Origin of the sequence: Brevibacillus aydinogluensis (genome assembly GCF_961514395.1) — a bacterium.
Classification (GTDB): domain Bacteria; phylum Bacillota; class Bacilli; order Brevibacillales; family Brevibacillaceae; genus Brevibacillus; species Brevibacillus aydinogluensis.
In genome coordinates this window covers 1375255-1389781 of sequence record NZ_OY569118.1, presented here as the reverse complement: position 1 = coordinate 1389781, position 14527 = coordinate 1375255, and the positions used below count along the sequence as shown (strand labels likewise).

At 60.1% G+C, this 14527-nt stretch carries 11 protein-coding genes; all 11 read right to left on the bottom strand.

Features of this window, described 5'->3' with window-relative positions; genetic code table 11:
- Positions 1-13: 13 nt before the first annotated feature.
- Positions 14-1297, bottom strand: coding sequence for a dihydroorotase (pyrC, locus tag Q7F15_RS06815; protein WP_212131858.1), 1284 nt, complete (start codon positions 1295-1297; stop codon positions 14-16).
- Positions 1264-2211: an aspartate carbamoyltransferase catalytic subunit gene (locus tag Q7F15_RS06810; RefSeq protein WP_304415285.1), complete on the bottom strand. Its 948-nt coding sequence runs from the start codon at positions 2209-2211 to the stop codon at positions 1264-1266. Before Q7F15_RS06810 ends, pyrC begins: the two co-directional genes overlap by 34 nt.
- 168 nt (positions 2212-2379) lie before the next feature.
- On the bottom strand, positions 2380-3726 hold the full coding sequence (locus Q7F15_RS06805) for a solute carrier family 23 protein (RefSeq protein ID WP_171564326.1): 1347 nt from the start codon (positions 3724-3726) through the stop codon (positions 2380-2382).
- A gap of 191 nt (positions 3727-3917) precedes the next feature.
- Positions 3918-4457, bottom strand: coding sequence for a bifunctional pyr operon transcriptional regulator/uracil phosphoribosyltransferase PyrR (gene pyrR, locus Q7F15_RS06800; RefSeq protein WP_171564327.1), 540 nt, complete (start codon positions 4455-4457; stop codon positions 3918-3920).
- 214 nt (positions 4458-4671) lie between these two features.
- Positions 4672-6114: a TolB family protein gene (locus tag Q7F15_RS06795; protein WP_230077154.1), complete on the bottom strand. Its 1443-nt coding sequence runs from the start codon at positions 6112-6114 to the stop codon at positions 4672-4674.
- A 139-nt stretch (positions 6115-6253) separates the two neighbouring features.
- Positions 6254-7183 (bottom strand): RluA family pseudouridine synthase, encoded by a 930-nt coding sequence (locus Q7F15_RS06790; RefSeq protein WP_171564329.1) that lies wholly within the window; start codon positions 7181-7183, stop codon positions 6254-6256.
- 60 nt (positions 7184-7243) lie between these two features.
- Complete coding sequence (lspA, locus tag Q7F15_RS06785) at positions 7244-7693, bottom strand: signal peptidase II (RefSeq protein ID WP_171564330.1); 450 nt, start codon at positions 7691-7693, stop codon at positions 7244-7246.
- A 129-nt stretch (positions 7694-7822) separates the two neighbouring features.
- Complete coding sequence (locus tag Q7F15_RS06780) at positions 7823-8464, bottom strand: serine/threonine protein kinase (RefSeq protein WP_304415284.1); 642 nt, start codon at positions 8462-8464, stop codon at positions 7823-7825.
- Between the two features lie 204 nt (positions 8465-8668).
- Positions 8669-10093, bottom strand: a complete 1425-nt coding sequence (locus tag Q7F15_RS06775; RefSeq protein WP_212131856.1) for a phosphoglucomutase/phosphomannomutase family protein — start codon at positions 10091-10093, stop codon at positions 8669-8671.
- Between the two features lie 6 nt (positions 10094-10099).
- Positions 10100-12076, bottom strand: a complete 1977-nt coding sequence (locus tag Q7F15_RS06770; RefSeq protein ID WP_304415283.1) for a glycoside hydrolase family 15 protein — start codon at positions 12074-12076, stop codon at positions 10100-10102.
- A gap of 58 nt (positions 12077-12134) precedes the next feature.
- Entirely contained in the window at positions 12135-14516 is a 2382-nt protein-coding gene (locus Q7F15_RS06765) for a sugar phosphate nucleotidyltransferase (protein WP_304415282.1), read from the bottom strand.
- Between the last annotated feature and the right edge of the window lie 11 nt (positions 14517-14527).

The window sequence follows — 14527 nt, the reverse complement described above, 5'->3', positions numbered from 1 at the left end:
TTTTTCTGCTTCCTTATTCCGCTTCCCGATATACGATCGCACCGTTTACCATCGTCAGGGTCGGCCATCCTTTGCAGACCCAGCCGGCAAATGGCGTGTTGGTTCCCTTGCTGGCAAAGGTGCCGGGATCAATGGTCCGCTCCGCTTCCAGATCAAGCACGCTGAGATCGGCTGGAGCACCCACTTCCAGGCGTCCGTACGGCAGTCCGAAAATCTCTGCCGGTTTTACGGTCAACAGCTCAATCAACTGCTTCAGCGTCAGTTCGCCGGTCAGCACCAGATGGGTGTACAGGAGCGGGAATGCCGTCTCCAGTCCGACGATGCCAAACGGTGCCCGCTCAATGCCGTTCGTCTTCTCTTCCGTCGTGTGCGGGGCGTGATCAGTGGCGATGATGTCAATCGTGCCGTCCTTCAGTCCGGCGATCAGCGCCGCCCGGTCTTCGCGGCTGCGCAGCGGCGGGTTCATTTTCCAGTTGGCGTTCAGGTCGTCCGGGATGTCTTCGTCGCAGAGCAGCAGGTGGTGCGGCGTCACTTCGCAGGTGACGTTCACCCCGGCCCGCTTGCCGTCCCGCACCAGACGCACCGATTCCTTGGCGCTGATGTGGCAGACGTGGTAGTGGACGCCGGTCTGCTCTGCCAGCAGGATGTCCCGTCCCACGTGGATCGACTCCGATTCCGACGGGATGCCCGGAAGGCCGTGCCGCGCCGCCACCACGCCGTCGTGAAGCGCGCTGCCCGGAGTGATCAGATCGTCGTCTTCGCAGTGGGCAACGATCGAGAGGCCCAGTTCTTTCGCCCGCTTCATCGCTTCCTTCATCATCGCGCTGGATTGGACGCCCACGCCGTCATCAGTAAGGGCGAAAATCCCCGCTTCCTTGAGCGCGGCGAAGTCGGTCAATTCCTTGCCGAGCTGCCGCACGGTAATCGCTCCGTAGGGGAGCACGCGGGCCTTGCCCGCTTCCTGCGCCTTGTCGAGAATGTAGCGGACCGTCTCCACACTGTCGATGACAGGGCGGGTGTTGGGCATGCAGGCGATCGTGGTAAATCCGCCTTTTACGGCTGCATGCGCCCCCGTCGCGATCGTCTCCTTGTGTTCAAAGCCCGGTTCGCGCAGGTGGACGTGGACGTCAATGAAGCCGGCGGAGATGAGTCTGCCCTTGCAGTCGATCCACTCATGCCCGTCGCGCGCAAGCTGTTTATCGATCGCTTTGATGCGTCCGTCTTCGATTAGCACTTCGGCGGGGATCAGTTCGCCAGCCTCGTTTATGCGTTTGCCGTTGCCAAGGATGATTCCCATGTCTTATCGCTTCCTTTCAGCACAGTTTCCAGTACTGCCATGCGGGCAGCCACGCCGTTGGTCACTTGTTTTTGGATCAGCGACTTCTCGCATTCCACCAGGTCGCTGTGGATTTCCACTCCGCGGTTGACCGGCGCCGGGTGCATGATCACCGCGCCCGGCTTCATCATCTTGGCCCGCTCCAGCGTCAGCCCGTGTGCCCGGTGGTACTCTTCCTTGGATACAAACAGCGCGTCTGTGTGCCGCTCCAACTGCACGCGCAGCATCATCACCACGTCGGCCGTCTGGACCGCTTCGTCGATGTCGACCTTTTTCACCCCGTCCGGCACGATCTGCGCCGGCGGCATCATGCTGGACGGACCGGCGAGCAGCAGGTTGGCCCCCAGCTTGGGCAGGGCGTGCAGATGCGAACCGAGCACGCGGCTGTGGCGAAGGTCACCGATGATGGCCACGGTCAGCCCCTCGATCCGGCCGAACTGCTGCCGCATCGTCAAGAGGTCGAGCAGACACTGGGTGGGATGTTCGTTGGTGCCGTCGCCCGCGTTGATCAGATGAAGGCTGACTTCAGAGGCCAGTTCCGTCAGCAGGCCGTCCTTTTTCGTGCGGATGACCGCCGCCTCCACGCCCATCGCTTCCAGCGTGCGGATCGTGTCGTAGATCGTTTCCCCTTTTACAGTGGAAGAGGTCTCCGGGATGAAATTCAGCACGTGCGCACCCAGCCGTTTTTGCGCCACCTCAAACGAAAAGCGGGTTCTCGTGCTGGCCTCGAAGAACAGGTTGGCGATGAAGCGTCCCTTCAGCACATCCGTCTGCACACCAGGCCGCTCCGCCCAGTATTCGGCGCGATCCAGCAGCCGCTCGATCTGATCCGTTGTCAGCTCTTTCATGCCAATCAGGTGCGTGACGATGCTCATCGAAAATCCCTCCGTATTCCGCAATTGGATAAAAAAAGCTTCTTGCCGTCTTTGCCGTGAAGGCAGGTAAGGCAAGAAGCTCGTGATTTGCTTCCCTGTGCGCAGGTGAAACAGCGCCCAGCCGCCTTGCCAGCCTCTCGGGACTGATTTAAAGGTCGTCGGAACGTGTCAGGCGATATGCTTTTGTTCTTCGCGGTGCGCTTCCCCCATCGCCGATTCCTTGCCCGGCAGGATCAGGTGCAGCACGATGCCGAGGAAGGTGGAGAAGGCGATGTTGTCAATTGTCAGGTTGTGCAGGAAAGACTGCCAGAAGGAAACGCCCTCGAAGCTGATTTTGTAACCGCCGATCCCGGTCACCAGAATCGCGGCGGCAATGATCATGTTGCGCTTGTTGGAAAAGTCCACTTTGCTTTCGACGTACATGCGAAGCCCCTGGGCCGCGATAATCCCGAACAGGATGATGGAGACACCGCCCAGCACTGGCGTCGGAATCGTCATCAGGAGCTCGCTGATTTTGCCGCAGAAGGAGAACAGGATTGCCAATACCGCCGCCAGCGCAATCACCGTGCGGCTGAACACACGGGTGATGGCGAGCACACCGATGTTTTCCCCGTACGTGGTGGCAGGCGGTCCGCCAATCAGACCGGCCAGCGCGGTCGCCACTCCATCCCCCAGCAAGCTGCGGTGCAGTCCGGGATCTTTCATCAGATCGCGGTCCATTACCCGGCTCGTCACCAGCAGGTGGCCGAGGTGCTCCGCCAGCGTGACAAACGCGACCGGCGCAATGATCAGCGCCGCTACCCAGGCGGACGGGTCGCCGAGCGCGAAGGCCACTTCTTTCAGCTTGAAGTCCGGAGCGGAAATGATCTCTGCAGTAGCCACCTTGTTCAAGTCAATCAGCTCAGGATGACGCATGAGCGTGTAGAGGTACCCGGCGATGATGCCGATGAGAATCGGAATGAGGGCAAAAAAGCCGCGCAGCATCACAGCCGCCAGAACCGTTACAATCATCGTCACCAGTGAAATTTCAATGGAGGTGAGCGACATGACCGACTGGCCGTCCACCGTTACCTTGGTCGCCATATCGACGGCCACCACCGACAGGCTCAGGCCAATGACGACGATGACGGACGCGATCACCACCGGTGGCAGAACGCGGTCCAGCCACTTGACGCCGGCCTTCTGCACGATCGCCGCCACGATGACGTAGACCAGACCGGAGAGCAGACAGCCCAGCAGCGCGGTGCCGACGCCATAGGCCTGGCTTACCGTGATGATCGGGCCGATAAAGGCGAACGACGATCCCAGGTAGTTGGGCAGCTTGCCTTTGGTAATCAGCAGAAACAGGAGTGTTCCCACCCCGCTGGTAAAGAGCGCGGTCGCCGGGTCCAGGCCGGTCAGAATCGGCACCAGCACAGTCGCGCCAAACATCGCAAACAGGTGCTGGATGCTGAGCGGCAGCAGCTTGGAGACCGCGGGTGTTTCGTGCACATCGACAAAGTTTTTTTGACTCATCTGTATTGTCCCCCTGCGTTTGTTTTGTCTTTTATTTGTCTATACTGCACTGCGTATTTCGGCCAACAAAAAACCTCTTTGTGCAGGCACAAAGAGGCATACTCCTTCCATCCTTCCACGGGCATGGAAAGCGCGTAAACCTCTTCGCAACCTCACGGGATTGCGGTTAAAGAGGCGTATCCATTTTTGTCTCAGATCAACTGGCGGATGGTGACCATGTCCATCCCGTCCACTTCCGCCAGCTTCACGTCCACAATCTCAGTACGGGACGTAGGGACGTTCTTGCCGACAAAGTCGGGTCGGATCGGCAGCTCGCGGTGGCCGCGGTCCACCAGCACGGCCAACTGGATCATGCGTGGGCGGCCGTTGTCGATCAGCGCGTCCAGTGCGGCCCGAACCGTTCGTCCGGTGTACAGCACGTCGTCGACGAGAATGACCGTCTTGCCGGTGATGTCACCGGGCAACTGGGCACCGTGCAGCACCGCATCTTCTGATTTGTGCTGCAGATCGTCCCGGTAAAAGGTGATGTCCAACTGGCCGACCGGTACCTTGACGTTTTCGATCAGTTCGATCCGCTCCACCAGCCGCTGCGCCAGGTAGATGCCCCTCGTCTTGATGCCGGCGATGATACAGTCTTCCACACCCTTGTTCCGCTCGATGATTTCGTGGGCGATCCGCGTCAGTGCCCGACGGATGGCCGCTTCGTCCATGATGACGCTCTTGTTGATCACGTGCGCTTCCCTCCCGGAAATCGGCTTGTCTTACCTGTGGCACAAAAAAGGCTTCTTGTCAGGCGACAAGAAGCCACTGGCCGATGACAGGCAAAAGGGGTGATCCGCCCTTTTTCCTGCCGTCTCTGCGTATCCGTGCCCTTGCCAGCCTCACAGGACTGGATTTAAAGGTTCCCTTTGTCAGAATGAATTATGGCACGAATCGCAAGCCGTGTCAATGAGGTTTTTGCTCTTTCCAGAAAACGCTGATCCACGCCGGCAGGTGGTTGCCGTAAAACCCGACGGAACCCGTCACATGCCGAAGCAGTTCCACTTCGCGTTCACTGCCCGTTTTCAGATAGAGCGAGCCGTGTTCGGCGGCATCAAGCCGGACAAACAGCAAGGCGTTTCCGTCCGGTGACAGGGTGGGAAAGATATCGGCCGTCTTGTCCGTCCCCTGCGTCACAGCCTGCTGACTGCCGTCAGCGCTTCGCCGCCAAATGCGCTGCCCGGGCACCTTCGGATTTTCCGGGTCGTCCTCAAAATACGTCTCAACACCGCGGGTAAAATACAGCGTGTACGGAGAGGCGGCTGTCCACGTCGGCTGCGCATCCACCTTGTCCGGCTGCCCTGCCGGGATCACCCGCCCGTTGGCATCCGCAATCATCACGCGCTTGTTGTGCGTGGCCATGCGATCTTCGCCGTCGATAAACGCCAGCAGGCTGCTGTCCGGCGACCAGGCCAGCCACTGCGGATAGGCCAGACCGCTGCCGATGTCCACCGGTTTGCTGCCGGAGCGGGTCAGGTCAAGGATCTGAATCGGCACGCCGTCATTAGAAAGCGAAGCGGCATTCATCCACACATAGTAAGCCACCCGCTTGCCGTCCGGAGCGACTTTCAACCCTGTAGCCTCCAGCGGATAGATGTCTTCGTCCACATTGGACTGCTCGGTAAGCGGATAGACGGCCAGCTGATTGCCTGCCAGATCAATGAGCCTGAGCGTCATCGGACGGTCCGAAGCGACAGGCACGGAGACGAGCAGGCGCTTGCCGTCCGGCATCCAGGCAAAATCGGCCAGCTCCATCGTCTGGGTGCTGACGACGCCCGCTTTCTCCCCGGCCATTTCCGCCACCACCAACAGCTTTTTTCGGTCCTCGTCCGCCCCGGACGCAGCGACCAGGTAGGCGAAGGTGCGGGAGACAGGCGACCACTTGGGATGTTCCAAGACGGGCCGCTCATCCACCTGGAATGCTCCGGTTCCGTCCGCCTTCACCGCCCACAAGTAAGCCGGTGACGAACTGGAGCGCGCCTCCTTTTCGTACAGCAGGTAGAGCAGCCATTTGCCGTCGGCCGACCACCCGGCGATCTCTGCTTCGCCCTGCGTCGTCACCTGCACGGGCACGGCGTCGGCCTTGCTGGCGTCGAGTATCCACAAATGCTTATTGTGGATAAACGCGATCGTCGCCGGAACGGCAGTCTGGCTGACGCGCTGAGGGGCGTCTGCGGCCCGCTCTCCCGGCTGCACGTCTACCGCCGGTTCACTTCCCGTCGGCAGGGATGGCGCGGGAGCCGAGCCCTGACCCGTCGCGACCGGGACTGTTCCGGTCTGGGCGGATGTGGTCAGCACCGACGCCGTCAGCGCCGCTGCACATGCCGCCAGTTTCACCATCGTCCACATGCGTACTCCTCCTTTTTCTCTCGTCGTTGGTATGACGATACCAACGCGGCAATGTTTCATCGGCAACAAAAAACGCCAGGGAACATCTGTGGTACTCCCTAGCGTTTAATTCGCTGAACCGTATTATGTGTGCGTTGTGTCAGGCTTGCCGCAGCTGGTGAATCACGTCCAGCAGATCCTGCGGCAGCGGCGCTTCAAACTCCAGCCGCTCGCCCGTGCGCGGATGGTCAAATCCCAGCGTTTTGGCGTGCAGCGCCTGGCCGTTCAGTTCCAGCGTGTTTTTCGGCCCGTACTTGGGGTCTCCCGCCAGCGGATAGCCGATGTATTTCATATGCACCCGGATCTGGTGGGTGCGCCCCGTCTCCAGCTTCAACTCCACCAGGGTAAACGCCTTAAACCGTTCCAGCACGACAAAATGGGTGACGGCCGGTTTGCTGTTTTCAAAGACGACGGCCATCTGCTGCCGGTTTTTCGGGTCCCGGCCGATTGGCGCGTCGATTGTGCCCATTTCGTGCGGGATAACCCCGTGCACGATGGCCACGTATTTGCGGTTGACGCTGTGCTCTTTCAACTGCCGGGCGAGGCTGACGTGCGCCTTGTCGTTTTTGGCCACCATCAACAGACCGGACGTGTCCTTGTCGATGCGGTGGACAATGCCAGGCCGAAGCACGCCGTTAATCCCCGACAGATCCTTGCAGTGGGCCAAGAGACCGTTGACCAGTGTGCCGCTGTAGTGTCCGGGGGCAGGATGGACCACCAGCCCGCGCGGCTTGTTCACAACAATTACGTCGGCGTCTTCGTAAACGATGTCGAGCGGCATCGGCTCCGGCTCGATCGCCATTTCCTTCGGCGGGGGGACGCGCAGCGTAATCTCGTCGTCCGCCGCCAGCTTGTAGTTGCTTTTCACCGGCTCCCCGTTGACGGACACTCGGCCTTCCTTGATCCAGATTTGCACTTGTGACCGGGACCAGTCTTCGTTTTGCATCGTGATGAATTTGTCAATCCGCTCACCCGCGTCGGCAGGCTCAACGGTCCAGTCGTACCGTTCAAACAACTGCGTGTCGTTCATCTCTGTCTCCTCGTATGTAGTACGCTAGTATCGTTTACAACCACTCGTTCCATTTACCACTTACTCGGCCTTGCGTCTGCCCTCCAGCAGCACGTCCAGCAGCAGCAGGGCAACGCCGAATGTAATGGCCATATCGGCTACATTGAAAATCGGAAAGTTGATCAGGGTAAAATCGAGAAAATCGACCACCTGGCCCGTGCTGACGCGGTCGATGAAATTGCCGATCGCCCCGCCCAACACCAGCGAAAGCGCGAGAGACACGCGCGGCTGCCGCTTGCCGATGCGCACGAGCGACACCAGAATGCCGATCACGACGGCAATCGTGATGATCACAAACAGCCATCGCTGGTTTTGCAGGATGCCAAATGCCGCTCCCATGTTCCGATGGGACGTGAGGTGAAACACATCTGGAATCAGGGGAATCGACTGCCCCAGTTCCATCCGGGTCACCACCAGGTTCTTGGTCCATTGATCGAGCGCGACAATGGCAGCAGCAATGAGATAGTACATCGATGGGGTCCTCCTTACTCCGACTCAGACAGCCAGCAACATGACGTCAACAGAAAATGATACCACAGCGCCGCTTGTGAAACAATGAAACGATCCACGCTCCCCGTGGACCGGTGCGTCTTCCCCTGCTCACCGAAAGAGGCGGGACAGCTTTATGTAGTACCGATACCCTTTGCGCACGCCATCCAGCACCCAGAGCGGTATCTTCCAGCCGCGGTCCTTGAAAAGCGGCAGGTAGAACTTGTAGTACGCCCGTCGCAAGTCGCGCCACTTGCTGTCCGGTATGTTTTTGTAGTAGTCGGACACGTCGATCAGATAGCCCCGCCCCTGATCCATCAGCACGTTTTTGGCGTGCACGTCGTGGGGATACAGCCCCTTGGACCGGGCTTCCTCCAGCGCCTCCTCCACGTCCTCGATCACCTGCGGCGGGATCGGAATGCCGTAGAGAAGGCAGTCAAACAACGAGATGCCTTTGATCCGCGTCAGCACCAGAAAGCAGGGCTCCGCCTGATAGCAGACGGGAAACGAGCGGGTCTGCCCCAGCTTGCGGTACACGTCCACTTCCTGTTCCCAACCGGGACGCCCCGGTGCGTACAGCTTCACCACCACGTCCGGGTAGTCAGGATGGGCGAACACCGCCGCGTAGTTGCCCCTTCCCACCAATTCCCACGGGTACGGTGTGTGCAACACGACGACCGGGTCGTCCGGCGAACGGCTTTCCAGTTTTACCTCACGCAGGAACGGGTCCAACACGTCTCGATGAATGCGCATGTGTCCTCTTCTTTCGTCACGGAAGGGTTTCTTCTTTTTGATTCTAGCAAAACCAGAAAATTAGGCAACCTGCTCGGCGGATGCTGTTGAACAACGGCAAAAGCCGCCTCCCCGCCGCATGGGCCAGTCTGGGAGGCGGCCTCTTTTATTTTTCCCCGCACATGCATGTTCGTTTCCGGCAAGACCGCAAAAGGGGCTTGTTCGTTACGCGTTGATCTCGATAAACCAGTCTTGGACAGCCTCTCTGATCTGTTCAAGAGCGGCAGGGTTCGCCGCCTCGCAGTAAATGCGGAGAAGCGGCTCCGTTCCGGACGGACGGATCAGCACCCAATGACCGCCGTCGAGCAGCAGCTTGACGCCGTCCATGCGGTTTACTCCCCGCACTGCAAACGGGCCTACCTGGCCAGGCGGCACCGCCAGCATCTGCTGTATCCAGCGTTCTTTTCCCGGCAGGCGGATATCCAGGCGCGTCGAAAACAGCTCGCCATACTCGTCGCAGACCTCCTGAAGAATCTGATCGATGCCTTTCTTTTCCCAGGCGCACATCTCCGCCAACAGCAGGTTGATCAGAATGCCGTCCTTTTCCGGAATGTGGCCGAAAATGCTGGCGCCGCCGCTTTCCTCGCCGCCGATCAGCACGTCTCCCCGCAGCATTTGGGCGCCGATGTACTTGAACCCAACCGGCGTCTCCACCAGCTCCAGACCGTAGCGGGCCGCCATCCGGTCCAACAGGTGGGTGGTCGCCACGGTGCGTACGATTCGGCCGCGCAGCCCCCTGTTTTTGACCAGATGGCGGGTCAGCAGGGCGAGCACGGCGTTGGGCGGCACGTACCGGCCGAAACGGTCAACGGCTCCGAAGCGATCCCCGTCTCCGTCATTGGCCAACCCCAGGTCGGCCTGCCGGTCGATGACCTCCCTCTTCAACAAGGACAGGTGGTGATCGTTCGGCTCCGGCAGGCTGCCGCCAAAAAACGGGTCGGCCGTCTCGCGGATGCTGATCGTCTCCACCCCTGCTTCTTTCAGCAGTCCGCTTACGTAGCCAATCCCGGCGCCGTGCATGGGATCAATCACGACCCGCAGCGGTGATTGTTTCAGCACGTCCAGGTGGACCATTCGCCTGAGATGCGCCTCGTAGTGCGGACGGAGCACGATCACCTGCAGCAGCTTGCGCGCCTTGGCTTCATCCAGCGGAATGTCCCGGACGCCGCCCGCCTCCTGGACCGCCCGGATCAACGCTTCCAGCCTGCTGGTGATCTCCGGAGCGGCCGGTCCGGCATAATCGGGAATGTATTTGATCCCGTTGTACTCAGGCGGGTTGTGGCTGGCGGTAATCATCACCGCGCCGCTGGCGGCAAAATGCTTGACGCCAAAGGCCACGGCCGGCGTCGGTGCTGCTTCGTTGACCAGATAGACGCGAATGCCGTTGGCGGCCAGCACGCCTGCCACGGTCTCGGCGAAGCGTCGGCCCAAAAAGCGCGTGTCATGACCGATGAGAATGCCCTGTTCCTGTTGGCCGATTTCCCTGGTATAGGCTGCAATGGCCTGGGCGACGACGCGCACGTTTTCCATCGTAAATTGATCGGCGACGATGGCGCGCCAGCCGTCCGTGCCAAAGCGGATGTCGTTCACTGCGATTCACCTCTCCCTTTTTTGCTTCAGCTCGTTTGCTTTGTCCACGTAACGCAGCACCGTGGCGACAAAGGTGGCGTGCGACCAGGTGAGCGGCGCAACGGAGACGGGCTCGCCGGTGTACGGGTCCAACTGCTCCGACAGCACGCCGCTTTCCATCGCGTGCCGCACCACCCAGTCGAGCCGCTTTTTCGCTTCGCCAAGTTCTTCCAGCGATTGCGCTTTCGCAATTTCCCAATCGGCTACCCACAGCGTGCAGATAATCCAGGGGTTCCCCGGCACCCTGGCCGCGTCGTGTGCCTTGCGAAAATACGGATCACCCTGGTACCGGGCGATTCCGCCCACCGGCGTATCCACCCGCAGACTGCGCCTAACCGCCTCCATCGTGCTGACGACCCGGGGATCGTCTGCCGGCATCACGCCCAGGGCAAACAGTCCGTACAGGCTGCTATCCACCGTTTCATCCTTTTCCAGCTTTCCGTCTGACCGCAGGTACCCCCCGCGCAAAAAACGGCCGAGGTCCGGATCGTACAGATGCTGCAACATGGCCGCACGGACGCGCTCCGCCCCTTCGTCATAGCGCTGGAAGCGGTGATCGTCGCCAAACAGTTGGGCAAACCTTGCCGCCGCCTTGAGCCCGGCGTAGACGGTGGCACTGGTAAAGGTAAAGATTCCTCTGCGCTCTTCCCACAGATCGTAGCTGGGGAGGGGGAGGTGCCATTCGGGATGGAGATGGGACAGCAAAAACCGGGCCGCCGGCCTGACCAGTGTGGGATACAGCCGCTGGCAAAATTCAATCTGCTTGCTGCAGCGGTACATCTCCCACAGCGCGTGGAGAACAAGCGCCGTCTCGTCCTCCTGGATGGGAAGCTGGTACTCCCCGTCCCGAACAAACGGGTGCCAGCTCGAACCGACAGACCCGTCTGGATTGTACTTGTGCAGCAGATAGCCGTCCTCCGTCAGCGCGTCACGGCAAAAGCGAAAAAACGGCGCCACCGTCCCGCCGTATCCCGCGCGGACCATCGCGCTGGCGACCAGCGCCCCGTCGCGCGGCCACATGTAACTGTAATGATCGCGGTTGTACTGCAGGATGTCCGAATCGTTGGCGGCCAGAATGGCGCCGTGCTGATCAATCTGTGTTTGGATGATCAACAGGCTCTGTTTGTACAGGCGGATCACCTCAGGCGGCAGGTCAGCAAAGCTTTGCTCCTCCTTGTTCACCCAACGCCGCCAGTAGACGTCCACGCGCGACAGCAGCCGGTCCGCTCCGCTGTCCAGCACGTACTGGTTCAATTCCTTGACCGCCGGGTACGTGTCACCAACGCACATCCAGTAGTACAGCGTCTGCTCCGCCAGCGGCTCCAGCACAAGGCGGAACGAAACGGTGCTGTCCACCGAGCCCTGCGCGATCGTGTTTCCTTCCAGCAGACCGTCCTCTGCGTCCCGCCAGGTTCCTTCCGCGTAATTAAACCGCTTGATGCCCACGCTGTACTGAAAAATGCCGTTCTCCGCCGTCCGGCCGTTCACCATGATGTAGACATTGCGCTTGTAATGGTACACGGTGTGAAGCAGGGGATCGTACACGGACGTATCCCCCACTTCGGTCTCGTTCAAGCTGAAGTCGTGATGAAAAAACAGGCGCACTTCCCGCGTCTCCGCGAAGTGGTTGCGGACACGGACCTGTTTGAGGTAAATCGGGTCGCGCTGATGCACGCCGTCTGCGATGCAGAGCGAAAGCCCCAATTTCTCGTGACGGGCGGTGACATCGGTGACGAGCGACTCGTCGCGATAGCCGAGCCTGCGTTCCCATCCGTCTTCATCCAACCAGGAAAACCGCCCCTGCACCCAGATGCCTAGCTTGCAGTAATGACCGCCCACGTGATTCAGTTGCCCGACATACGGATAGAAGAGATCGCGCATGCGCAGTCTGTCGTCAAAATTGATCAGCAGCTTTCCGTTACCCACCACAAGCGGTCTTGGCATGATGTCACGTCCCTTCCGATCTGAAACTTCACGAGAAGGTTCCCGAAAACAAGGCGCGTTATCGGGACTGGAACTCCGCTATCCTCCGGGCGAACAATGCGGCGAGCGTCGATGCTGATTCCGCTGTCACGCCCTGTGAAATGATATTGACGTGGGAATGTTCTGTATCCGGCAGAATCAGCACCCAGCCGTGGGCGTCGTACACCTTGATGCCGTCCACCAACTCCAGCTGCTGGCCTTTGTGTTCCTCCAACATTTTACGCATCACTTTTCCCTTCCATGCCCACGGACAAAACACCGTCGTTTTGTCCATGTGGCACGCCGGAAGCTGAGCGGTCAACTGGCTGAGCGGCTGTTTTTCCCGTGACAGGTGCGCAAGGATGCAGACCAGGCTGAAAACCGCATCAAACAGCGGATGGAACCGCTCGTCCGGCGACACCTCCATCATCGCGCGCGGCGACAACTTGGTGCGGACCACCTCCACCTGCATCCGCCGGGCCAGCTGCTCCATCTCTTCCGGCGCGCTGACCGGCAGGCCGATCTGCCGTCGCTGCCCCCGGCAGGCGAGGAGCTGCAGCGCCATAAGTTGTTCCGGCGTCAGGCGTTCCCCCGTGTCCGTGAACAGCTCGAACTGCTCGCCGTTTTTGTGCAGGCGGACAGCCAGATCGACACCGTGCCTGCCGACCCCTTCTGCGACGGCGCCGTACAGGGCGGTCACACCCAGCGCGCCAAAAAGCGGAGCCAGAAACGCCGGCAGGAAGCGGGGCTCGCACTCGATTAGCAGGTTGAATCCCCGGCGCCGAATCAGTGCCGCGTCGATCTGCTCCAATAGTTCACGCGTGTAGGTTTCCTGCACCTGGTGTTCCACGTGCAGATAACCCAGGTGGTGCAGCGAACGGACATACGTCTCCTGCCAGCAGGCATTTTCAATTTTCCGCTCCCAATCGCGGGAGACCGGCAGCCCCAGCTGGTCGACGAACTGGATCACTACTTGCTTCTCCTCAGCCGATTCGTCCATGTGGATGTGAATCCCGCCCTGGCAGTGAAACTGTCGGACGGCGTACCGGTTTACCGGCGCGATGCTGATGCCGATGTCGATCGTGTCAATTCCGGACGAGCAGAGACTGGTCATGACGCTGTGCTTGAGCAGTTGGGCAAACGGGTGGGCGCAGGCGGACAGGGCGATTTTGCTGCCCGGCTTGAGCAGGTAGGCGTATGCGGCAGCCAGCCGGGTTACGAACTCCGGCGTAATCTCCACATTTGCCAGCCCTTTGATGCCATTGCCGCCGAACAGGCGTTTTGACTGCTTGGTTCCGTAAATGAGCGACGTGTGTACGTTGGCGCATTCCTCAATTTCCTTGTGAGGCCAGACCTTGACCCCGTCTTTTACCACCGCCTTGGCACCGATCCGGCAGCGGTCGCCGATGACCGCGCCCTCGCCCAGCAGGACACACGGTCCGACGCTCACGTTGCGGCCCAGAATAGCGCCTGTCAGTTCCGCCCGCTGGCCGATATAGGAGTTTTCCCACAAAATCGACTGCCCCAGCCTGGTCCCGGCGCAAATGACCGAATGACTGCCCAGCACGGAGTAGGCACCGACCGACACACCCGCTTGCAAATGGACGTTTTCCCCGATGTACACGGGCCCTTCCAGCCGCACGGACGAATCAATCCGCACGTGGTTTTCGAGAAAGATCCGGGGGGCAATCTCTCGCGCGTCAATCTCCACCCGCACCCGTCCGTCCAGCATGTCAGCCTGCGTCTGCCGATACACGTCCAGGGACCCGATGTCCGACCAGTAGCCCTCCGCGATGTGGCCGAACAGCGGCAGAGCCGCGTCCAAAAAGGCGGGAAACAGCTCTTTGCTGAAATCCACTTCTCTGTCTTCTTCTATGTAAGAAAGCACCTCAGGTTCGAAGACGTACATGCCTGTGTTGACCGTATCACTGAACACTTCGGCCCAGCTGGGCTTTTCCAGGAACCGGGTGATTCGTCCGCTCTCGTCCGTCATGACGACGCCGAATTCCAGCGGCGTCTCCACTCTGGTCAGGATCAGCGTGGCCAATGCGCCGTTTCGCTCGTGAAAACGGACAGCCTCTGTCAAATCGATGTCCGTCAAGGTGTCTCCGCTGATCACCAGGAACCGGTCATCCAGGAATTCAGCGCAGTTTTTGACGCTGCCCGCCGTGCCCAATGGCGTCGCTTCTTCGAAATAGGTAAGCGAGACGCCAAAGCGTGATCCGTCGCCAAAGTAGCTGCGGATGGCATCGGGAAGGTACTGCAGCGTGACCGCGATGTCCGTAATGCCATGGCGTTTCAGCAGGTGGATCGTGTATTCCATGCAGGGACGGTTTAACAACGGCACCATCGGTTTGGGCGTATGGACCGTCAACGGGCGCAGGCGGGTTCCCTTGCCGCCGGCCATGATCACTGCTTTCATCAACCGTTCCT